General features: G+C 46.4%; 25 protein-coding genes and 1 pseudogene. 12 read left to right on the forward strand and 14 right to left on the reverse strand.

The window, feature by feature from the left end; translation table 11 throughout:
- Positions 1-874, forward strand: a pseudogene (locus KCO92_RS04840) (hypothetical protein); the annotation flags it as partial.
- Between the two features lie 234 nt (positions 875-1,108).
- Entirely contained in the window at positions 1,109-2,806 is a 1,698-nt protein-coding gene (locus tag KCO92_RS04845; protein WP_104695426.1) for a methyl-accepting chemotaxis protein, read from the forward strand.
- A 3-nt stretch (positions 2,807-2,809) separates the two neighbouring features.
- Here KCO92_RS04845 and KCO92_RS04850 read toward each other — a convergent pair whose 3' ends face one another.
- The 4 genes from KCO92_RS04850 to KCO92_RS04865 are packed head-to-tail and all read right to left on the reverse strand — an operon-like array spanning position 2,810 to position 5,992.
- Positions 2,810-3,772, reverse strand: a complete 963-nt coding sequence (locus KCO92_RS04850; RefSeq protein WP_104695425.1) for a transaldolase — start codon at positions 3,770-3,772, stop codon at positions 2,810-2,812.
- Positions 3,769-5,103, reverse strand: a complete 1,335-nt coding sequence (locus KCO92_RS04855) for a UDP-N-acetylmuramoyl-L-alanyl-D-glutamate--2,6-diaminopimelate ligase (protein ID WP_104695424.1) — start codon at positions 5,101-5,103, stop codon at positions 3,769-3,771. The genes KCO92_RS04850 and KCO92_RS04855 overlap by 4 nt, the downstream gene beginning before the upstream one ends.
- Positions 5,093-5,713 (reverse strand): histidine kinase, encoded by a 621-nt coding sequence (locus tag KCO92_RS04860; RefSeq protein ID WP_104695423.1) that lies wholly within the window; start codon positions 5,711-5,713, stop codon positions 5,093-5,095. Before KCO92_RS04860 ends, KCO92_RS04855 begins: the two co-directional genes overlap by 11 nt.
- A gap of 9 nt (positions 5,714-5,722) precedes the next feature.
- A complete protein-coding gene (locus KCO92_RS04865; protein ID WP_104695422.1) occupies positions 5,723-5,992 on the reverse strand; it encodes a NifU family protein in 270 nt (89 codons plus the stop codon).
- An 89-nt stretch (positions 5,993-6,081) separates the two neighbouring features.
- On the opposite strand from KCO92_RS04865, the gene rsmA reads away from it, so the two are divergent.
- The 10 genes from rsmA to KCO92_RS04915 all read left to right on the forward strand — a co-directional run bounded on the left by rsmA (position 6,082) and on the right by KCO92_RS04915 (position 16,022).
- The gene (gene rsmA / locus KCO92_RS04870) at positions 6,082-6,963 is read left to right on the forward strand and encodes a 16S rRNA (adenine(1518)-N(6)/adenine(1519)-N(6))-dimethyltransferase RsmA (RefSeq protein ID WP_104695421.1); all 882 of its coding nucleotides are present in this window, start codon (positions 6,082-6,084) and stop codon (positions 6,961-6,963) included.
- The gene (locus KCO92_RS04875) at positions 6,947-8,869 is read left to right on the forward strand and encodes a ribonuclease J (protein ID WP_324726180.1); all 1,923 of its coding nucleotides are present in this window, start codon (positions 6,947-6,949) and stop codon (positions 8,867-8,869) included. Before rsmA ends, KCO92_RS04875 begins: the two co-directional genes overlap by 17 nt.
- A gap of 2 nt (positions 8,870-8,871) precedes the next feature.
- Positions 8,872-9,900, forward strand: coding sequence for a peptide-methionine (R)-S-oxide reductase MsrB (gene msrB, locus KCO92_RS04880; RefSeq protein ID WP_104695420.1), 1,029 nt, complete (start codon positions 8,872-8,874; stop codon positions 9,898-9,900).
- Positions 9,900-10,877: a KpsF/GutQ family sugar-phosphate isomerase gene (locus KCO92_RS04885; RefSeq protein ID WP_104695419.1), complete on the forward strand. Its 978-nt coding sequence runs from the start codon at positions 9,900-9,902 to the stop codon at positions 10,875-10,877. Before msrB ends, KCO92_RS04885 begins: the two co-directional genes overlap by 1 nt.
- A 2-nt stretch (positions 10,878-10,879) precedes the next feature.
- Positions 10,880-11,119 (forward strand): DUF2443 family protein, encoded by a 240-nt coding sequence (locus KCO92_RS04890; RefSeq protein ID WP_104732793.1) that lies wholly within the window; start codon positions 10,880-10,882, stop codon positions 11,117-11,119.
- A gap of 9 nt (positions 11,120-11,128) precedes the next feature.
- Complete coding sequence (glmS, locus tag KCO92_RS04895; protein WP_104695417.1) at positions 11,129-12,940, forward strand: glutamine--fructose-6-phosphate transaminase (isomerizing); 1,812 nt, start codon at positions 11,129-11,131, stop codon at positions 12,938-12,940.
- Complete coding sequence (locus tag KCO92_RS04900; RefSeq protein ID WP_233710452.1) at positions 12,933-13,781, forward strand: glycosyltransferase family 25 protein; 849 nt, start codon at positions 12,933-12,935, stop codon at positions 13,779-13,781. Before glmS ends, KCO92_RS04900 begins: the two co-directional genes overlap by 8 nt.
- Positions 13,781-14,860, forward strand: coding sequence for a dual-specificity RNA methyltransferase RlmN (gene rlmN, locus KCO92_RS04905; protein ID WP_104695415.1), 1,080 nt, complete (start codon positions 13,781-13,783; stop codon positions 14,858-14,860). The genes KCO92_RS04900 and rlmN overlap by 1 nt, the downstream gene beginning before the upstream one ends.
- On the forward strand, positions 14,857-15,177 hold the full coding sequence (locus tag KCO92_RS04910) for a hypothetical protein (protein ID WP_104695414.1): 321 nt from the start codon (positions 14,857-14,859) through the stop codon (positions 15,175-15,177). The genes rlmN and KCO92_RS04910 overlap by 4 nt, the downstream gene beginning before the upstream one ends.
- A 137-nt stretch (positions 15,178-15,314) precedes the next feature.
- Complete coding sequence (locus KCO92_RS04915) at positions 15,315-16,022, forward strand: glycosyltransferase family 4 protein (RefSeq protein WP_210647456.1); 708 nt, start codon at positions 15,315-15,317, stop codon at positions 16,020-16,022.
- Positions 16,023-16,092: 70 nt separating this feature from the next.
- Here KCO92_RS04915 and rplQ read toward each other — a convergent pair whose 3' ends face one another.
- The 10 genes from rplQ to rplO all read right to left on the reverse strand — a co-directional run bounded on the left by rplQ (position 16,093) and on the right by rplO (position 21,685).
- Positions 16,093-16,443 carry a 50S ribosomal protein L17 gene (gene rplQ, locus KCO92_RS04920; protein WP_104695412.1) on the reverse strand — a complete coding sequence of 117 codons (351 nt, stop codon included), beginning with the start codon at positions 16,441-16,443 and terminating at the stop codon, positions 16,093-16,095.
- Positions 16,443-17,453: a DNA-directed RNA polymerase subunit alpha gene (locus tag KCO92_RS04925; protein ID WP_104695411.1), complete on the reverse strand. Its 1,011-nt coding sequence runs from the start codon at positions 17,451-17,453 to the stop codon at positions 16,443-16,445. Before KCO92_RS04925 ends, rplQ begins: the two co-directional genes overlap by 1 nt.
- A gap of 11 nt (positions 17,454-17,464) precedes the next feature.
- Positions 17,465-18,091 carry a 30S ribosomal protein S4 gene (gene rpsD, locus KCO92_RS04930; protein ID WP_104695410.1) on the reverse strand — a complete coding sequence of 209 codons (627 nt, stop codon included), beginning with the start codon at positions 18,089-18,091 and terminating at the stop codon, positions 17,465-17,467.
- Positions 18,092-18,100: 9 nt separating this feature from the next.
- Positions 18,101-18,493: a 30S ribosomal protein S11 gene (rpsK, locus tag KCO92_RS04935; protein ID WP_104695409.1), complete on the reverse strand. Its 393-nt coding sequence runs from the start codon at positions 18,491-18,493 to the stop codon at positions 18,101-18,103.
- Positions 18,494-18,502: 9 nt separating this feature from the next.
- The gene (gene rpsM, locus KCO92_RS04940) at positions 18,503-18,865 is read right to left on the reverse strand and encodes a 30S ribosomal protein S13 (RefSeq protein WP_104695408.1); all 363 of its coding nucleotides are present in this window, start codon (positions 18,863-18,865) and stop codon (positions 18,503-18,505) included.
- 2 nt (positions 18,866-18,867) lie between these two features.
- Positions 18,868-18,981: a 50S ribosomal protein L36 gene (gene rpmJ / locus KCO92_RS04945; RefSeq protein ID WP_013469758.1), complete on the reverse strand. Its 114-nt coding sequence runs from the start codon at positions 18,979-18,981 to the stop codon at positions 18,868-18,870.
- Positions 18,982-19,042: 61 nt separating this feature from the next.
- Entirely contained in the window at positions 19,043-19,261 is a 219-nt protein-coding gene (gene infA / locus KCO92_RS04950; RefSeq protein ID WP_013469759.1) for a translation initiation factor IF-1, read from the reverse strand.
- Positions 19,261-20,022 carry a type I methionyl aminopeptidase gene (gene map, locus KCO92_RS04955; protein WP_104695407.1) on the reverse strand — a complete coding sequence of 254 codons (762 nt, stop codon included), beginning with the start codon at positions 20,020-20,022 and terminating at the stop codon, positions 19,261-19,263. The genes infA and map overlap by 1 nt, the downstream gene beginning before the upstream one ends.
- Entirely contained in the window at positions 20,022-21,281 is a 1,260-nt protein-coding gene (gene secY / locus KCO92_RS04960) for a preprotein translocase subunit SecY (RefSeq protein WP_104695406.1), read from the reverse strand. Before secY ends, map begins: the two co-directional genes overlap by 1 nt.
- Entirely contained in the window at positions 21,281-21,685 is a 405-nt protein-coding gene (gene rplO / locus KCO92_RS04965) for a 50S ribosomal protein L15 (protein ID WP_104695405.1), read from the reverse strand. The genes secY and rplO overlap by 1 nt, the downstream gene beginning before the upstream one ends.
- Positions 21,686-21,688: the final 3 nt, after the last annotated feature.

The raw sequence follows: 21,688 nt of genomic DNA on the forward strand, positions 1-21,688 counted from the left end.
AAAAAGCTCTTTAGAGCAAAAAGCCCAAGAAATCCGCGCTCTAGCCCAAAATTTCATCCAAGAAATGCCCCTTTTAAAGACTTTAAAACCTAATGAAACCCTTAAAACTTTAAGCCAAGCCCAGCTTTTAGAGTTGCTCAATGGCTCTATGCCAAAAGCTAGAAACAAGGCGGGTAAATACAAAGCACTCAATAGCCCCCAAGCTAATCTAGCCTTGTTTTTGTCCCTGCTAGAAATCTATCAGCCTCTAGTGGCGTTGCAACAACAGGGTGTGCATGTTTTAGAGGATTGGCAATACTTATTCCTCCAAAAGCCCAAACCCCAAGATGATTTAGTTATGGAGCTTGCCTTTAAAGTCAATATACTCGAGAACTTAGGCAAGCAAACGATAAAAGTGCCCCAAGCTCAATTTGTGGCTTACACACTCAGCTCAGAATTGTGGAGCGCGCCTAATAAATTGCAAACATACGCCCCCCACGATCCCAAACTAGACACTTCTTTAAAGCAAATCCTAGCTTACCAGTTATCCCGATCTTTGAGCGATATTCAAGATTGGGGCTTTTATATCGATCAGGTCTTTGATGTGGATCAACCTAGATCGCCCCAAAAACCCTTAAAATTATCTGCCATTGTGCAAAGACCTAGTGTGTGCTTGCTAGGTACACTCCTAGACCCTTTATCCTACCAAACCTGCCTCAATGCCTTTAAAAAGCCTCCAGCTAATCTCTATCACAACCTAAAAAGCCACTTGACAACCCAACGCCTTTTAAGTGTGGAGAACACCCCTTGCATGTATTTAAATCCACAGAATAAACTCCAAATTTTTAAGTCTAGTAATGCAATCTGTTTGGCGTTGCAAAAGATGAAATTTTAAGGAAATCTGCGCCCTTTTTCAGAGTGGGGGCATCCACTCTTGGAGTAGAGGCTGTAAGACCCGCCTAGCGGGCAAGCCTTGTTGATCCCAAAATCCCCTAGCTTTAGCTATGGGGAGTATGTCAACTAATAGGTCTAACCAATCTATTTGTTAGCTAGCTGTAAGTGATATTTGTGTACATACAGCATTTATATAATAATGATAATAATATATATTCCTGCCAAAGGAGGTGCGATGACATTAAATTTGCGTTGGAAGATCACCTTGATTGTTTTGGGATCTTTGTGTGCCTTGAGTCTTACTCTTACTTTTCTAAGTCGTTCTATGGAGAAACAAAGTTTTAAGAAGACCATTGAAACTTTTGATGCCAATGCGTTGCTCAAGCGCGAGCGAGGCATTGAGCACGATATTTCCTTGATTGTTGCAGGGGTTCATACATTTTTTGCTCGGCATACCAAAGAAATAGCTCTCCAAGAGAGTATGCACTATTTGAACACCATTAATCAAATTAAGGGGCGCTCTTATGTTTCAGTCCTCACCAAGGAGGGGACATTGCTTGCCGATCACATCCATCCGGATTTGGTGGGGAAAAATGTTTTGAATGTACAGGATGAGTGTGGGGGTTTTTACTTCAAAATATCCATCCAAAACGCCCTAAACAACCCCAAAGGAGGCGTTCATCGCTGCCATTCCAAAATTTTGGATTCCAAGGGTCCTCTAGGAGGCTATGTAAGTTACGCCTATTATGATCCAGTGAGCGACCTGATTCTTGTATCAATAAGCTCTCTTCATAATATTCACGATAGCATGGAAGAGGCAGAGAAACGCGCCTACCATCTAGCCGATCAAAATTTCCACACGCTATTGTGGATAGCACTCTTTAGCACTTTGGGCATCATTGCCATCACCTTTATGCTAATCCATGTGTGGATTGTCCGGCGTTTAAGAGCCTTAACGGCGGTGGTGCAGAATTTTTCTAGCAGCAAAAAAGACCTCACAACACGCATCTGTATCAGTGGGCAAGCACAGGATGAGATCAGTGTGAGCGCCAATTGTATCAACACCTTCTTAGAGCATGTCTGTGCCTTTAATAATGACATCAAAGATTGCTCTAAACAAAGCCACTCTTCTGCTCTCCAACTCGAACACGCGATGTGCCATACTACGAATAAGATGCAACAGACCACCCAGACCATCACGCAAATCAAGGACGAAGGAGTTCATCTCTCACACAGTCTTGCAGATGTTACCTCCATTGTAGATGGCATGGTAGCTGAGCTAGTTGAAGCACTTTCCTTGCTAGAAAATCGCAAAAATAGTGTCTGCACTCTACACAGGGCCATTATCGAAAATGTCGCCAGTGAGCGGGAGTTAATCGGTCAAATTGAAAAACTCACCCAAAGTGCTAATGACGCGCAAAGCATTTTAGAAACCATCGATGAGATCGCCAAGCAAACCAATTTACTCGCGCTCAATGCAGCCATCGAAGCCGCGCGTGCGGGCGAGCGGGGACGCGGGTTTGCGGTGGTGGCTGATGAAGTAAGTAGTCTAGCCGCGCGCACCCAGCAGGCCCTAACGGAGGTCAATGGCACGATTTCTAGTATTGTGCAAAATGTGGGCGCTGTAGGAGAGAAAATGCATGAACAAGCTGCGCGCATTGAAGAATCTAGTGTTTTGAGCATGGGTGTGAAAGAGGGCTCTATTCAAACCATAGAGTATTTAGAGAAGCTCATCGAGCGCATTAAAGGGGTGAATCTCATCTTTATCGACTTAGGGCAGGACACCCAAGACATTATCAATAAGGTGATCTCTGTACAGAGTTGCGCGAGCGACACCTTGAAAAACGCGCACACTATGCAAGAAATCATGCGCGCTTCCAAACAATTGGTAGAGCATATTGCTCAAAAGACCAATGATTATAAAACTGCTTGAACTCTATTCAAGACTGCTCAGGAGGGTTTTGAACGATTCTTGAAAGCTAGCTAAACCCGCGTTTAATAGTTCCGCGTAGGTTTGGTTGAGATCAAAGCCCAGACCTTCTAGCTGGGCTTTGAGGGGGGCAAACTCTAGGATTTTAGGGGCGGAGCTTGGGGCGTGGTGGTAGGTATGGAGTGCCTCTAGGGGGGCGGTGTTGATGCTATGGGGGATTTTGAGGGCTTGGATGTAGTAGTCTTTGGGGAGAGTGGGCTCTTTAACCCCCGTGCTAGCAAAGAGGGGGTAGAGGTGGGGGAGATTGAGATTTTGGATGTGTTGGTAGCATTCTAAAGCATTAGCCGCGCCTAGTTGGTGGGCGAGTTGGGTGCGCTGGGTTGTAGTGATGGGAGCTTGTGCCAAAAAGCGATCCAGAGCCACATCCAACCTAGAGACAAAGACACTAATCACGCCCATGTGTTGGGCGTTTTTCAAGGCTAGGGCGCATTCTTTAGCCTGCGTGGGGGAAAAGACTAAGGTCGCATTGATGGGCATGTGCGCGCTCAAATGCGCCATCGCCTCTAATCCGCTAGGCGTGGCTGGGATTTTGATCATCACATTAGGGCGCGCGAGGGCTTGGTGTAGGCGTTTTGCTTCCTGCACGCATGCGCTCACATCCCCCTCTAAAAAGGGATCGATCTCTAGGCTGATATATCCCGTAGCCTTATTCTTCTTATGAAGAGGCAGAAGTAAATCCGCAGCGCGCTGGATGTCCTCAATAGCTAGGGCCTCATAAAGGACTTTAGGTGTGTCGCCCTTGAGGGCATTAATCGCCTCCTTATAAGCCTGAGAGCGTGTGATTGCTTGAGCAAAGAGCGCGGGATTAGAGGTCGCCCCTGCGATCTGCCCCCCTTGAATAAGCGTGCGAAACTCCCCCTCTAAAAAATCCCTCTCAATAAAATCACACCAGAGATAAAAATCCTTCATACCTGCTCCTTAAAAAAGTTACGCACTAGGGCGCGATCATCAAAGGGCAAATGCGTCTCGCCCACAATCTGCACGCATTCATCTCCCTTGCCTAAAATGAGCAACACCTCATCGTCTTGTAATTCGCTTAGGGCTAACTCAATGGCTTTTTTGCGATCGGGCTCCACCATCGCGCGCGCGCGCAGCTCTGGGGCAATCCCACTTAAAATATCCTTAATAATAGCTAAAGGATCTTCAGTGCGTGGGTTGTCCGAAGTGATATAGCTTTTAAGCGCGTGCGTGGTGGCTACCTGCCCCATCAGCGGACGTTTGCTCCTGTCTCGATCGCCCCCCGCACCAAAAACCACCTTGATCTTTTGCGCCTTAAAGCTATTGAAAATTTGCACAAATCCATCGGCAGTATGGGCAAAGTCCACCACCACTAGGGGGCTTTGGTGCACCACCTCCATACGCCCCTCCACCCCGGGAAAATCACCCAGTAGGGGGCAAAGACTCTCTAGGGATTGCTTAGTGAGTGCGCGCACACATAGCAGAGCTCCCAAGAGGTTATAGAGATTATGCAAACCTATCAGGGGCGCGTGCACGATTCCCATTTCCGCAGAGCTATTAGGATTGCGTCGCGCTCTAGGATCAGCATGAAATTCCACATGCGCGCTAATTTCGGGCTGTAAGCTGTAAGCGTTCACGCTCAAATGGGTTTTACGCTCACAGGCGTAGCCATAGGCATTTGTGGGGTTAAAGCGCACATGCGGGTCGTCTAAATTGATAATTTTCAAACTCTCATCGCTCAAAAACTGGTTTTTGATCGCGCGGTAAGTCTCTAAATCCCCATGATAATCCAAGTGATCGCTGGTGATATTGGTATGCACCTTAGCAGCAAACTCCAAACCTAAAATGCGTTCTTGAGCGATCGCATGCGAGCTTACCTCCATCACAAAATACTCTACCCCCTCTGAGCTAGCGCGCTCAATATCCCCATAGAGTTCTAGCAGACTAGGCGTAGTGAGCCCCTTAGGCTTAACTTGTGTGCCCTTAATAAAAAAACCCCTAGTGCCCAGCAAAGCACAAGAATGCCCTAAGGCTTGCAGTAAAAAGCTAATGAGCGTAGCAGTAGTGGTTTTTCCATTAGTGCCTGTAATCCCAATGATGGGGATACTCAAATCAAAATAACGCCCTAATTCTTGCGCCTCCAAACAAGGCGTATTGGGTGAGATAAAGCGCGCATTGGAGGGCGTTTTAACCAGCAGCACCCCCTCTGCAATCTCTCGCGTGTCATCGCTTAGGGCTTCATAGATTTGATCCTTAAAAATAACGCGCTTGCTAACAATCATGTTTATCCTGCTGGGCTTTTTCCAAGCGCAGGGCTTTTTGCAACAACGCCATCACGCGCGGGTCATACCAAAGCAATTCGCGCATGTTTTCAATATAGGCAATGGACATGTCATAGAATTTATGATCCACAAGATTTTCTAAAAACTCGTAAAAATCCTCTTTGCGCTCAAAGATCACCTTCGTGCTGAACATCAAATTTTCAAAGACTTCTTTAAAATCCTTGCCAGCGCACATCGCCTTGAAGTCGGCGTACAAAATCCCATCTAAACTCTCTGCCTTGAGTTGGTTTTCATGCCCAAAGGCTTGCGCCATTTTGCTCAAACTCTCATCAAAGGAGTTAATGAGCTCTAAAATCTGCCCTTGAATGCTGGCTTTGTAGCGCCGTGGCTGGGAGTGTAAGAGATTTTGATAGAGTTCGTAAAAACTATGCGCTTCTTTAGGGAAGTCTAGGGCAATGTCGCTTAGTAGCAAGCCGATCTTGGCGTTGGCATCCAAGGGGTCTAAAAACAAGGCTTGGGAGCATAAAAACAGGGCTCTAAAATATTGCTTTTGTAAAAAAGCCTTATAGCCCTGCGTGGTGTAAGAGCGTTTTTTAGGGTCGTTATTCAAAGGACAACCTCAAGGAAAGAGTTTTTGGTATTGCTCTTTGGAAACATGCACCACCTGCATGTCCGGGTGGATCTCCTCTTGCAAACAACGTTCGATCCCAAACTTAAGCGTATTGCTACTGGCAGCACAGCCCTTACATGCTCCCACTAAAGACACATAGACTTTCGCATCTTTGATTCCCAACAAGACCACATCGCCCCCATCTCTAAGCAACATCGGGCGCACTTTTTCTAAAGCTTTTTCTACAGGTTTTTGCAATTCTTGATCGCTAAAGATCATGGTTACTCCTTAAAGACTTTGCATTATAGCCATTTTCCACGCGTTTAAGCTAGCCCATGCTAGAATAAATAGCAAATGTAAGGTTAATCATGGCGTTGTTGGGGCAGCATTTCTTGCACGATGCCTTTTATCTAAATCAGATCTTGCAATCCATCCCCTGCGAGCACTTCGCTAATGAAGTGCAGATGGTGGAGATAGGGGTTGGCTTGGGAGATCTCACCACTAGGCTTTTAGATAGGCTGGGCTCTAAGACTTTGATCGCCTACGAAGTGGACAGGGCACTGGCCAAAGGTTTAAGAAATAGGCTTAGTCCTGAATCTTGGGCGCGTTTGGAGTTGGTTCTAGGCGATGTGATGGAACGCAAAGGGGTTGGAAATGACACATACGATGTCTTGGCAGGACTCAAATTGCCCCGTGTGGGCTTTCTGTGCGACAAGCCCTATTTTTTGGTCTCTAACTTGCCCTATTACATCGCCACGCCCATTATCGCCCGTGCGCTCAAAGATAGTCTCTGTGTTGGGCTGGTTGTGATGACTCAGCTAGAAGTGGGCTTGAAATTTTGCGCCTCTTGTGGGAATGGGGATTATAGCGCGTTGAGCGTGCTTGCCGGGCTTACATGTGCTAGGCGGGAATTGTGTTTTGAAGTGCCTAAAGAAGCGTTTAACCCGCCTCCCAAAGTGCGCTCCAGCGTGATCGCTCTAATCAAACACCCCTTGGAATCCACCCCGCCCTCCTTAGATGTTACAGACTTAGAAGAGTTGCTCAAGCGCGCTTTTAAGGCCAACCGCAAGACCCTTAGCAATAATCTCAGGGGAATTTGTGCGCCAGGCTGGTTACAAGGTTTTCTAGCTGAGCGTGCCCTTAAACCTCAAGTACGCCCGCATGAATTGAGCCCTACAGACTACCTAGACCTAGCTTATGATCTCACCCAACAATCTAAAATAGGAGAATACTATGGATCAACCCATTGAAAACAAAAGCCCCTCAGTTCAGCCCACACAACCCGATCAGACCCCCAAAGCTCCCCGCCCCAATCGCATTAAGCAGGGCAGGGGACACCACCACGCCCAGCACTCTGAACAAGCCGGGGTTAAAAACATCACTAAGGCCAATGAGCGGGGCAATTTAGGCTTTCATAAAGAGCTTAAAGCGGGCGTAGAAACTAATAATAAGATTCACATCAATCATCTAAACCCCCATTATAAACTCGATCTCAATGTCAAAGCCCGTATTAAAATCACCCCTCTGGGCGGCTTGGGCGAGATCGGGGGGAATATGATGGTCATTGAAACCATGCACCAAGCCATTATCATTGATGTGGGCATGAGTTTCCCCAGTGAAGACATGCATGGGGTAGACATCTTGATCCCCGATTTTAGCTACCTACACAGCATTAAGGATAAAATTGTAGGCGTGCTCATCACCCATGCCCATGAGGATCATATCGGGGCTGTGCCCTATCTCTTTAAAGAATTGCAATTCCCTCTCTATGGCACGCCCTTAAGCTTGGGGATGATCGGCAATAAATTTGACGAACACGGCTTGAAGAAATTTAAAAGCTTTTTTAAGATCGTGCAAAAACGCCAACCTATCCAAATTGGCGAATTCATTGTAGAGTGGATTCACATCACCCACTCCATTATTGACGCGAGCGCATTAGCCATTCAAACCAAAGTGGGCACGATCGTGCATAGCGGGGATTTTAAAATCGATCACACCCCGGTGGACAATTTACCCACCGATCTCTACCGCCTCGCCCACTATGGCGAACAAGGTGTCATGTTATTGCTCAGTGATAGCACTAATTCTTACAAGCCCGGAATTACTCCTAGTGAAACTAGCGTGGGACCCGTGTTTGAGAACCTCTTTAAGAGCGCTAAAGGGCGCGTGATCATGAGCACCTTTTCTTCTAACATCCACCGAGTGTATCAAGCCATCCAACACGCGATTAATCATAACCGCAAGGTCGCTGTGATCGGCCGTTCTATGGAGAAAAACCTAGATATCGCTAGAGAGCTAGGCTATATCCATCTGCCCTCTAAGACCTTCATTGAAGCCCATGAGGTCGAAAAGCTTCCCGATCATGAGGTTTTTATTGTAACCACGGGCTCACAGGGAGAGACCATGAGTGCGCTTTACCGCATGGCCACCGATGAGCACCGCCACATTAGCATTAAACCCAGCGATTTGGTCATTATCTCAGCTAAGGCAATCCCGGGCAATGAGGCGAGTGTGTCCAGCATTCTAAATCTGCTGATGAAAAAAGATGCGCAAGTGGTGCACCACGCCTTTGACATCCATGTGAGCGGGCATGCCGCCCAAGAGGAGCAAAAGCTGATGTTGCGTTTGATTAAGCCCAAGTTCTTTTTGCCCGTGCATGGGGAGTATAACCATGTTGCCAAACATAAAGAGACCGCGATAGCGTGTGGAATCCCTGAGAAAAATATTTATCTGATGGAAGATGGGGATCAGGTGGAAGTCAACCCTAATTTTATGCGTAAGGTCAAGAGTATTAAGAGCGGGAAGCACTATGTGGATAATACCAACAATGTCAGCATTGAGCAAAGAATCGTAGATGAACGCTTGGAGATTGCCAGTGCGGGGCTACTAAGTGCGGTGTTATTCATCTCCAAAGAAGCCCAGAGCTTGATGCCCCATTCTAAAATTAGCAGTGTAGGCATTGTCAATCTCAAGGAAGAACGCCACTTCTTAGAGGATCTACAAGATTCGCTAGGCTTGCACATTAAAGCCCTACGCCAAGATGTGTTGGGTAATAATAAGTCTTTAGATGAGAGCGTGCGGCATTTCTTGCGCAAGGCGTTATTCAAGCACACCAAGAAATACCCCGCTATCGTGAGTCATGTTTTTGTGAGCTAGCCATGCGCGCGTGGGTGTTAGGGGTGTTGGTGTTGGTAGGGTTAGTACACGCACAGGAGAAGAAAATGCACACAATTTACTTAGCCGGGGGGTGTTTTTGGGGATTGGAGGCATATATGGAGCGCATTTATGGGGTGAAAGACGCGTTGGTGGGTTATGCTAATGGGAAGAGCGACAGAACCACCTACCATGAACTGCATAACACTGATCACGCCGAAACGGTCAAGGTGGAATTTGACCCTCAAGAGATCAGCCTAGATAAACTCTTGCTGTACTATTTTAAAGTGGTCGATCCCATCAGCTTAAACCAGCAGGGCAATGATAGGGGTAGGCAATACCGCACAGGGATTTACTACACAGACCCCAAAGACGAGCCCATCATCGTTAAAGCCTTAGCGCGCCTGCAAACCCATTACAAGCAAAGAGTGCGCATTGAGTTAGAGCCTTTAAAAAACTTCGTCGTGGCAGAGGAATACCACCAAGACTATTTGAAGAAAAATCCGGGGGGGTATTGTCATATTGATCTCAAAAAGGCTGATGAGGTGATCATTGATCCTAAGGATTATCATAAACCCGATCAAGCCCAGCTCAAAAAACAACTCACAGACTTACAATACAAAGTAACCCAAGAAAGCTACACAGAACGCCCCTTTGAGAATGAATACGACACCCTCTTTAAACCGGGTATCTATGTAGATGTCACCACGGGCGAACCTCTCTTCCTCTCCACAGATAAGTTTGATAGTGGGTGTGGGTGGCCTGCCTTTAGCAAGCCCATTAGTAAGGAAGTAGTGGGGTATGAAAAAGACACCAGCTATAATCGTATCCGTACCGAAGTACGTAGTCGTGTGGGTAATGCGCATTTAGGGCATGTCTTTGAGGATGGGCCTAGAGAATTGGGGGGCTTGCGCTATTGCATCAATAGCGCGGCTTTAAAGTTTATCCCACTAGAGGACATGGAGACTGAGGGTTATGGCGCGCTCATTCCCATGCTCAAAAAAGCCATGCTTAGACAGGAAACTAAGCATTAATGAGCTCCCTAGATTATGGCGCGCTCGCGCGTAACACGTTTAGATTGGCCATTGATGCGCTCACGCGCGCTAAAGAATCTCTAAATCATGCCACATTAGAACCCATCATTGAAGCTCTAGTTAACGCCCCTCTAGTGGTGGTGATGGGGGTGGGTAAGAGCGCACACGTGGGACGCAAGATCGCCGCTACTCTGACTAGCACGGGTACTAAGGCGCTCTTTCTCCACCCCACTGAAGCCCTGCACGGGGATATGGGCATTGTGGGAAGCCAAGATGTCATCTTAGCCATTAGCTATGGAGGGGAGAGTACGGAGCTCTTAGAAGCCTTGCGTTTTATCTCTTGTGCGGGCATTGTAGGCATGAGCAAAAGCCCTAAGAGTTCTCTAGGCAAGCTTGCCAATCACCACCTAAGCCTAAATATCACTAAAGAAGCTTGTAGCTTTAACATGGTGCCCACCACTTCCACCACGCTTTGCTTAGCACTCGGCGATGTCTTGGCGGTGTGCTTGATGGCGCGCAAGGGCTTTTGCCAAAGAGATTTTGCGCGCTATCACCCGGGGGGCCTGCTAGGTAAAAAAATGCACCTACGCGTGCGCGATATTTATCGCACCCATGCCCTGCCTTTAGTGAGTGCACAGGCCTCTTTGCATGAAGCCCTGTTAGAAGCCACGCATCAAGGTTTGGGCAATGCCCTTTTAGTTAATGAGAATCAAGAGCTACTAGGGGTTTTGAGCGATGGAGATATTCGTCGTGCCCTCTTGCAACCCCATTTTGATCGTTGCGCCCCAGCTAAAGAGTTTGCCACCCTAAAGCCTAAAACCATCCAAGACCCGGATATGTTGGTGCTAGACGCGCTAGATTTCATCGAAACCCATCAAATTTCTTTACTCATCGTGCTAGATGCGCACAAAAAAGTGCTTGGAGTGGTGCATCTGCACGCTTTGCTGGCACTAGGACTTAAAGACTTAAAGGAATAATGATGTTTGAACGCTTAGAACAGCTCATTAAAGACATTGAAAACGCCAAAGAGGAAGTCGAATTACTTTTGAAACTGGCTAATGTGAGTTTGAGTGATTTTATTTTGATGAAACGCGGTAGTTTGGACATTCCGCAGAGTTTGGACATGGCCTTTTACACCCAAATTAGCGAACATGTCGAAGAACTCAAGGAGTGTATCAATGCGCTGAACAAATACAAACGGGAAATGTTAGTTTTTTAAAGGGTTGGTATGTGTGGGATCGTAGGCTATTTAGGTGTTCAGGAGAGAGTAGAGCTCTTGCTAGGAGGGCTTAGAGAGCTAGAGTATCGGGGTTATGATAGTGCGGGGTTAGCACTTTTAGGGAAGGGCGCGCCCTTGCAGGTGTTTAAAACCAGTGGGAAAATTAGCGCGCTAGAAAACTTGGTGCAGAGAGTGCGCACACAGGGTTTAGGCGTGGGGATTGCCCACACGCGCTGGGCCACACATGGCAAACCCACACAAGCCAACGCCCATCCGCACGCCTACCGCTCAAGCGCGCTTGTGCACAATGGGATCATTGAAAATTATGCCACCCTCAAGACAGAATTAGAACAAAAAGAGCATGTTTTTTCTAGCCAAACTGATAGTGAGGTGGTGGTGCATTTATTTGAGGATATGTTGGAGCAAAACCCTGCTAATAGCCTAGAACAAGCCCTGCAAGCCTTTAAAAACACCATTGCCCAGCTAGAGGGTGCGTACGCGATTCTGCTCATTAACGAGCGTTTTCCTACTTGTATTTTTTATGCCAAAAACCACTCGCCTTTGCTCATTGCCACCGGTAGAAACGGGGTGTATTTTGCTAGCGCGCCTAATGCGCTTTGTGGGCGTGCAAGCCAAATGGTGCGCTTAGAGGAGGGAAGCGTAGGGATGGTGGATTTTCAAACGCCCTTGAATTTAGAGGTTTTAGGAGAAGTGCAGCCCGTGAGCACAGACACCCAGCAGAGCGATAAAGAGGGCTTTAAAACTTTTATGGAAAAAGAGATTTACGAACAGCCCAAAGTATTAAGTTTACTAGGGCGGCTTTCTAACAATGGCGTGCATTTGGAATTGCCCAATGGCTTTTTAGAGGGGGTAAGTTGTATCAGTATTAGCGCGTGCGGGACGAGTTACCATGCCGGGCTAGTGGGGAAATACTTAATAGAGAGTTTGGCCGGGGTAAAGGTGCAGGTAGAGTTGGCTAGCGAATACCGCTATGCTAACTTTGCGACCCAACAAGGCGAACTCTTTATAGCGATTTCCCAAAGTGGAGAGAGCGCGGACACCCTAGAGGCACTTAGACTGGCCAAAAGTCTAGGTTTAAAAACCCTTAGCCTTTGCAACACTCAGAGCTCCACCATGGCAGACATGGCAGATGGGCTACTTTTAACCCATGCCGGACTAGAGCGTAGCGTGGCTTCTACCAAAGCCTTTACCAGTCAGGTTTTAATCTTATGGCTCTTAGGCTTGCAACTGGCCCAAGAGAGACACACCTTAAGCGCAGAGGAGTTAAAAACACAGATTCAAGCCGTGCAAGCCAGCTTAAAGGCCATGCAAGAGGCGTTAGAGTTACACGAACAAGTGCGCGAAGTGAGTGCGCAGATCTTAGAGCGGGATTTAAAGGGGTATTTTTTCATGGGGCGAGGGGTCTTCTACCCACTGGCCCTAGAGGGCGCGCTCAAGCTCAAAGAAATCGCCTATGTGCATGCACAAGGCTATGCCAGCGCGGAGATGAAACATGGTCCTATTGCTCTAGCCGATGGCACACTTCTAAGCACCACTTTACTCCCCCAACACCTTCTTTTTGCCAAAAATTTGAGCAATGTAGAGGAATTGCGTGCGCGCGATTCGCTCATTTTTGCGCTCAGTCCGATCAAATTAGAAGAAGCCACTTTTCAAATCCAAACCCGCTCCTATGACCACTATATGCCCGAGTTTTTTCACATGCTCGCGATCTTGCAACTCTTTGCCCTAGAAATGGCACAACGCAAAGGGCTAGATGTGGACAAACCTCGCAATTTGGCCAAGAGCGTTACGGTTGAGTGAAACCACCCCCATTTACATTATTCACCTAGACAACTCGGCTAGGGACATCACTCCTTTGCTATGGCATTTAAACTATCTCTTGGACAAAACCCCACATAAAAACTTCCGCATTGAGGTTTTTAAAGCCGTGCATGGGCAAAAGGACTACCACAATAAGGGCATCACCTTTAAACACGCCCACCCCGTGCTCAACGACTTTGCCCCCAAAACCCTTAAGCGCGCCCAAGCCCTTGAGCTGATGCGTCTGGCGTTGCGCATACGCGTTAACTTCCAAAGTTTAGGGCAACTGGGCTGTTTTGCTAGCCATTTTTTGCTTTGGCAAGAGTGTGTGAAATTGCAAAAGCCTATCATTGTGTTAGAAGATGATGTTTTGCCTACTTTTGATTTTTATGAAAAATGCCATTTGAGTTTGGAAGCCATCAACACGGAGTTAGCCCAAGTCGTGCGCTTGTATGCGCTTTATTTCAAACGCCACCAAATTAAAAGCGCGTTGACCCATGATTTTGATTGGATTTTTAGCCCAGCAGGGGGGATGGGCACACAGGGATATATTTTAAGCCCACAGGGCGCACAAAAGCTTTTAGATGCCTGCCCCCCTCAATGGATTTTGCCCGTGGACACTTACATGGACGCGCACTACACCCACCATGCCAAAACGCTCACTCTAAAGTCCTATGCTCTTTTAGTGGAGAGTGTCCCCTCCCAAGTGCCCCATGCCAACATCCAGCATTTTAGAGGGCGGCTCAAAACCCTATCGTGGTTATTGCGCCTATGCAATTACATTTTAAAAATCCGTTGGTTCTGCCAACATCTCTTTAATCTCCTCTTTAGGCGTTTTTAATGCAACTAAAACCCTCTTTATATGCTCTCTCTTTAGGGGAGCTCAAAAACTATTGTGTAGAACACGGCTTTAAACCCTTTGTGGCCAAACAATTTTATGCTTGGCTTTACCAGCGTTATGCTAGCTTAGATCAAATGCACAATCTCCCCCACGCTTTTAAAGAGGCATTGCGTGCCGATTTTGAGGTGCGTCCCTTAGAGGTGCTAGAGTGCCAACAAAGCGCGGATAAGAGCGTGAAATACCTTTTTAAAACCTCTGATGGGCATAGCTTTGAGAGTGTGTACATGGTGATGAGAGAAGCCAGAGAGGGGGAAGCACAAGAGAAAATCACGCTATGTTTGAGTTGTCAGATTGGGTGTAAGGTGGGTTGTGTGTTTTGTGCGACCGCTAAGGGGGGCTTTGTGCGTGATTTAGATGCGGGCGAGATTGTAGAGCAGGTCGTCGCTCTTAAGCGTGCTCACCAGCTAGAGCCCACTAAGGGAATCAATCTGGTATTTATGGGCATGGGCGAACCCTTGCACAATTTTACACAAGTGGTGCGCGCGCTGGAGATTTTAAGTGCCCATGAGGGGCTTAACATCGCCCCTAGACGCATCACGATTTCTACAAGCGGAGTAGTGCCCGCTTTGCAGACTTTGGGCGCGCTCAATCTAGGCGTGCAGTTGGCTATTTCTTTGCACGCGGTTAATGACACTCTGCGCTCAAAACTGATGCCTATTAATAAAGTTTACAATTTAGAGGCTTTGATTAGCGCGATCAAAGCTTTTCCACTAGACAAGCGCAAACGGGTGATGTTTGAATACTTGATGATAAAAGACATCAACGATTCACTAAGCCACGCCAAAGAGTTATTAAGATTGCTCAATGGACTGAAGGCTAAGATCAATCTCATCCCCTACAACTCTACCTCTCATTCTAAATTTGAACGCCCAGAATTAGAGAGAGTGCAAGCTTTTGCGGATTTTCTCAATCAAAAGGGCTTGCTCTGCACAATTCGCATCTCTAAGGGGCAGGATATCGCAGCAGCTTGCGGGCAGCTTAGAGAAAAACGCTTGGAAATAAGCAGCACAAAGGAGTGAAACTGAAAAAGCATATCATTATTAACGCATCTTTATTGACAGAAAAACATTTGGCAGGAATTGGCGTTTACTCTCATGCCTTGGTGCATGCATTGGAGAAGCATTTTCAAAACAGAGATGATGTTGTATTGCACTTATATGCAGATTACACACTTTATCCAAATATCGCGGCTTTAGAAGCATCAAGACCCTCTTTATTGACGCGCATTGTGCGTAAAATTTTAAGAACTTTTTTTGCAAAACACTATCATGCTTATCTACAGCGTAAAAGAGCTGCATTTTTAGCCCGACTTTCTTCTCTCTCTCTCTTTACATAGAACCCAGAATACCCCATGAGCCTGCAAATATCCTGACCGAGATCAAAGCGGCAAAAATTTTGGGCGCAATCCACGACCTTCCACTCACACCAGAATGGGGTTTAGACGCGCAATTACAAGCTTCGCTCAGAAAATCTTTGGAAACAGTCATAGAGCACAGCTGCGAAATTATTTGTTTTACTGCTTGTGTAAAACAGGATATTCTCAACAATGCGAAATATACCGGCTCTAAAATCCATGTTATTTACCACGGTATAAGACCTTACCGCGATTTAGATACCGCATGTTCCTTGCCTCCGCCCTTAAAAGAACAAGAATTTATTTTGGCAGTAGGGGCTAAAGATAAGCGTAAAAATCTCAAAAATTTGATCAATGCTTTTAAACTTTTGCCCACAGATTTACAAACACGCTACCGGATTGTTATTACAGGCAATCCATGGAATGTAGATGAAAATTTTTCAGAGATGGTGCGTGAAACTTTTATCGTAGATTTGGGCTTCACATCTGATGCACTCCTTGCTCTCCTCTATAAGAACGCTAGAGTGCTGTGGCATGGGAGCTTGGCTGAGGGCTTTGGTTTGCCCATGATTGAAGCGATGCAGGCAGGATTAGTGGTCTTAGCCAGCAATGTATCTTGCATGCCGGAGATTCTAGACGATGCAGGCATCTATTGCAATCCTTATGATATCCAAGACATCGCTAAACAACTAGAGTGCGCTTTGACTGATGAGACTTTGCGTACCACTTGTATTGCTAAAGGGATCGAACGGGCTAGACAATTTGATTTTGAAAAGAGCATGCAGGCGCATATAGAGGTCGTGGAGCGAATGTTAAGAGAGTCTTAAGGGGAACCTGGGGTTGAAGACTTTAGTATGCGCGTGTATTCGGGCCAGCTACACACTGACCTTCAAATTGCTAGACAAAGGCGATGGAGGCTAGGATAGAGGCATCTCCTCTTCTAATGGCTACTCTGTGGATGCTGGTATAACCCCCATTGCGTGCCGCGTATTTGGGGGCTAATTCAGTCACTAGCTTATGGGTGGCGTATTTATCTTGTAGATAAGAAAACACATAGCGATGTGCGTTAAAATCACCCTTTCTAGCCATACTCACGAGCTTTTCAACATAGGACTGTAATTCTTTAGCCTTGAAAATTCCCGTTTGAATCTTCCCATGTGCGATCAGAGAAATGGCGAGATTTTTGAGCAGGGCCTTTCTGTGCGCGCTGGTGCGTCCCAATTTTCTAAAACGATTCTGGTGTCGCATTAATGCTCCTCATTCTTTAATTTGTCTAATTTGGCTTGCAAAGATGCCTTAAACTCCGTCGAAATTTCAGAACCTACAGGGTAGCCTAGCCCCTCTAGTTTTTCAGCGATTTCATCATAGGATTTCTTGCCAAGATTTTTAATATTTTTGAGCTCATAAGCGTCCATAAGCACTAACTCGCCCACATACTTAAGCCCGATTTTATCTAAGCAATTAAAACACCTCGCGCTCAAATTCAGCCCCTCAATTTCCATCAACAAATCCCTCTCCAAGCCTTCTTCTAGATGGGCGCTGCCTTTGTAATCGGCGATATTGGTGTTAAAGATGTGCATTTGGGCGTTCATGGTTCTGATCGCCTCTTGAAAGGCGCGCTGAGGGTCTACCTGCCCATCACTTTCAATTTCAAAAACGAGTTTTTCAAAATTGGGATTACCATCTACGAGCATGTTTTCAATATTGTAAACCACTTTTTTAATGGGAGTGAAATAGGCATCTAGGGGGATGTAATCACTCGCAATGTAACCTCGAATGCTCTCAGAAGGCACATAGCCCATGCCCTTTTGCACGATGAGAGAAAACTCTAAGTTCACATCCTCGTTAATCGTAGCTAAATAGGCATCATGGTCGATCACACTGATCTCTTCGTTCTCTAAATCCCTTCCGCTTAATTTGGCAGGACCCTTAAAAGCGTAGTGAACCATCACTTGATCGTTCTGGGCATTGTCCAAATGCTTGCCTACCAAGCGGATATTTTTGAGATTAGCAATGAATAGAGCCACATCTTCAGAGACCCCACGCAGAGAATCAAATTCGTGAGCAACCCCTTCGATCTTGATTCCAATGGGCGCATAGCCTACAGAGCTTAAGAGCAAGAGCCGTCTTAAGGGGTGGGCTAGGGTAATGGCATAACCCGCTTCAAAGGCAGACACACACACTTTGATATGCCTGTCGTTAATTTTCTCCACGCTGATGTCCATAGGCACTTGTGGAGCTACTTTAATCACTTTCATGCAATCCCCTACTATTTAGAATAGAGCTCGACAATCAATCTCTCTTCAAGAGGTAAGCTTACCTCGTCTCTCTCAGGATAGCGGGTGAAGATGCCAAACTTCTTATCCTTGTCTACATCAATCCAAGGCACGATCCCTACCTGATTAGTGAGTTCCACCGCACGTGTGATTTGGGGGTTTTCCTTGCTTTTTTCCTTAACCTCGATCTTTTGCCCACTCTTAATAAAGGCAGAAGGGATGTCCATGCGTTTGCCATCGACTAAAATATGCCCATGTGTTACCAGCTGGCGCGCAAAAGAGCGCGTGGTTGCAAAGCCCATACGATAGACCACATTGTCCAAACGCCTCTCTAAAAGACGCACCAAATTTTCCCCCGTATTGCCTTCCATGCGGTTGGCTTCTCTAAAAATAGAGCGGAATTGTTTTTCAGAGATGCCATACATTGCTTTGGCTTTTTGTTTTTCGCGTAACTGCAAGCCATAGTCTGAAATCTTACCCCGTCTTTGTCCATGCTGTCCGGGACCATAGGCGCGCTTATCCAACGCGCTCTTGCCACTCAAACGGCGCTCACCCTTAAGAAATAAAGAAATCCCAAAACGGCGTTCTAATTTTTCAACTGCACCTCTATATCTTGCCATAGCTGCTCCTTACACTCTTCTTCTTTTGGGAGGACGGCAACCATTATGGGGCAAAGGTGTGATGTCCTTGATCCAAAGCACTTTGATCCCCTCAATGCTCCCCACACTCTTAATAGCGGTTTCGCGCCCACTCCCCGGACCTTGCACCTTAATCCCCACTTCTTTAATGCCATGCTCTTTAGCTTTACTCATCGCACTCTCTACAGCTTGTTGGGCAGCGTAGGGAGTAGATTTCTTAGACCCTCTAAACCCTAAGCCTCCTGCAGTCGCCCAACAGATGACATTGCCCATCTCGTCTGTAACGGTGATGTTAGTATTGTTGAAGGAGGCAGCGATGTAGACAACACCCCGCGCGATATTTTTCTTAACAATTTTCTTTTTAATGCCGGTTCGTTTAGCCATGCGCTCTCCTTACTTGCTACCTACGGTTTTCTTTTTACCCTTACGGGTGCGCGCGTTGTTCTTAGTGGTTTGACCCCGCACGGGCAAGCCCTTACGATGTCGAATACCCCGATAACTCCCCAAATCCATCAACGCTTTAATATCCATCTGCACTTTTTTGCGTAAATCTCCCTCTACTATGTAGTTAGCCTGGATTTCTTTGGTGATGCTAGATACTTCATCTTCACCTAATTCGTGAACGCGTTTATCCAAAGAAATTCCCACCTTGTGCAAGATATCCCTGGAGCTTTTTAAGCCTATTCCATAGATGTAGGTCAAAGCATATTCTATGCGTTTCTTCTTGGGTAAATCAACCCCTGCAATCCTTGCCATGTCTATCCTTGTCTTTGTTTATGTTTAGGAGTGGTGCAGATCACGCGAATCACACCCCGTCTTTTGATCACTTTACATTTATCACACATCTTCTTTACAGAGGGTCTAACTTTCATCTTCTCTCCTTATCTTAAGCAAAACCCTTATTCTAACCATCTTAAGTTAGAACTAACTTAATCACTTGTAGCGGAAGGTGATTCGCCCCTTATCCAAACTATAAGGCGTGAGCTCCAAGCGCACCCGATCACCTAGTGCAATGCGGATATAGTGCATGCGCATTTTCCCAGAAATGCGGCACAGCACGACATGCTTATTGTCTAATTCCACTTTGAAAGTGGCATTGGGTAAACACTCAATCACCTTTCCATCTACTTCTATCACATCATCTTTTGCCATCAAGCCTCCGTTAAAATTTGCGCTCTTTTACCCACCATCGCGATAGTGTGTTCGTAATGACTGGTGCGCAAGCCATCCACAGACACCACGCTCCATTTGTCTGCTAAGATTCTAGGTTCACCCTGTTTTTGGCAGATCATAGGCTCTATACAAAACACCATGCCCTCTTTAATTTTAGGGCCACTATTAGGCCTGCTGGAAGGCTCTAGGTAGTTAGGAATAGAGGGCTCTTCATGGGGGCTACGCCCAATCCCATGCCCACAAAATTTTTTTAAAGGCACAAAGCCCTTTTGCCTAATGAGGGTTTCTAAAATATGGCTCACCTCTTTAAAGCGCATCCCCACTTCTAGGCAAGCAATCCCCTCATGAAGAGCGTCCTTAGCGCAGGCAATCAAGGCTTGATCTTGGAGGCTAACCTCCCCCACTCCTAGAGTGATCGCCCCATCACCAAACCACCCTTGCATTTGCGCCCCTAAATCTAAACCTACAATATCTCCGCTCTGCAGTCGATAATCCGTGGGAATGCCATGGATGGCAACTTCATTGAGCGAAGTGCAAAGTGTATTAGGGAAACCATAAAGCCCTTTAAAAGCAGGCTTGGCATTGAGCTTATGGATATGCTCTTCGGCCAAAGCATCCAATTCTAACAAACTCATGCCTACTTGGATTTTTTCACTCAGCAATCTGAGAGTCTGCCCGACCACAGCCCCCGCCCTGCGTAAAGCCTCGATCTCTTTAGAATTACGGATGGCGATTGCCATCAAAAGCCCACTGCGCTCAAGGTTTTATACTTGCTCATATACACCTGTGCTTCGATCTTTTTCATGGTGTCAATAGCCACTTGCACCACAATGAGCACCGCCGTGCCCCCAAAATAAAAAGGCACACCCATTGCCTTGACCAAAATCCAGGGCAAAGTGGAGATAATAGCCAAATACAAAGAGCCCCAAAAAGTCAAGCGACTCGCCACGGTGTTTAAGAAGTTTGAAGTTCCCTCGCCCGGTCTAAGTCCCGCAATAAACCCGCCATTACGCTTGAGGTTATCGGCAATATCTTTAGCGTTAAAGACAATGGAAGAGTAGAAGTAAGCAAAAAAGATAATGAGAAGGAACATTAAAATATTGTAAGCGTAGCCGTGTGGGTTGAGAAAATCCGCAATGGCTTGCAAAATCTTATTAGAGGAGGCTTGCAAAATGGTAGAGGGAAAAACTAGCAAGGCAGAGGCAAAGATAGGGGGGATCACCCCGCTTAGGTTTAACTTAATGGGGATGTAGTTCATGATGCGTTTGTTTTGATTTTGCATCATCACTTTACGGGCGTAAGAGATAGGAATGCGTCGTTCAGCTAACTCTACATAGATAATTGCAAAGATAGTTGCCAGGATGATCACCACAATCCCAATCAAAACTAAGATGTTGATCACACCCGTATTCACCAAATTAAAAGTCCCTGCAATGGCTGAAGGAATGCCAGAGACGATGCCCGCAAAGATAATGAGGCTGATCCCATTACCCACGCCTCTTTGGGTGATCTGCTCGCCAATCCACATCAAGAGCATTGTGCCCGTAAGCATGGAAAAGGTGGCCAAAATTAAAAAAGTTTGCATAGAAACCATGATCGCCCCATTAGGACCATGCCCAATGCTACGCAAGCCAAAAGAAACGCTGATCGCCTGAATGATGGTGATTCCAATGGTAGCATAGCGCACGATTTGCATGTATTTCTGCATACCATCGCGCTCCTTTTTCATCTTGGCCAAGTTAGGGAAAGTCGCGCTCAAAAGCTCCATAATAATGGAAGCTGTGATATAAGGCATGATTCCTAGAGAAATAATACTCAAGCGAGAGACCGCGTTCCCGCTAAACATATTGAAGAGACCTAATGCATTGCTAGAATTGCTATCAAAAAAGGATTTGATGGCAGCCAGATCTACCCCGGGAATGGGGATGTAAGCTAGCACCCTATAGAGAAACAAATACCCCAGAGTAATAAAAATTTTGGTCGCAATCGCCTTGGTCATTATTCTTGTCCGCTGGTGCGAATTCTCTCATCTTGAATCTTGGATGCTAAATTTTTAGCCCCTGCTCCAATGAGCTTAATTTTCTCAATATAGGAGGGGAAGGGATGCACTTTTTTAATGAGCTCCAAACTCAAAGTTTCCAACTCAAAAACCTCTTTATGCTTTTCCACATTGATTGCGTACACCACTCCCTTAGTGCGGCTTCTAAAACCCACTTTAGGTAAACGGCGTTGCAGGGGCTGTTGCCCTCCCTCAAAACCGCGTTTCTGTTTGTAACCCGTGCGTGCGGTCTGCCCCTTGCCTCCTCTAGTGGCGGTTTTACCCATACCAGAGCCCTGCCCACGGCCCACTCGCTTCGTGTGTTTGACACTACCCTTAGCTGGGCTTAATTTTTCCAATGTCATAAA

This window comes from Helicobacter salomonis (assembly GCF_017979425.1).
GTDB classification, from domain to species: domain Bacteria; phylum Campylobacterota; class Campylobacteria; order Campylobacterales; family Helicobacteraceae; genus Helicobacter; species Helicobacter salomonis.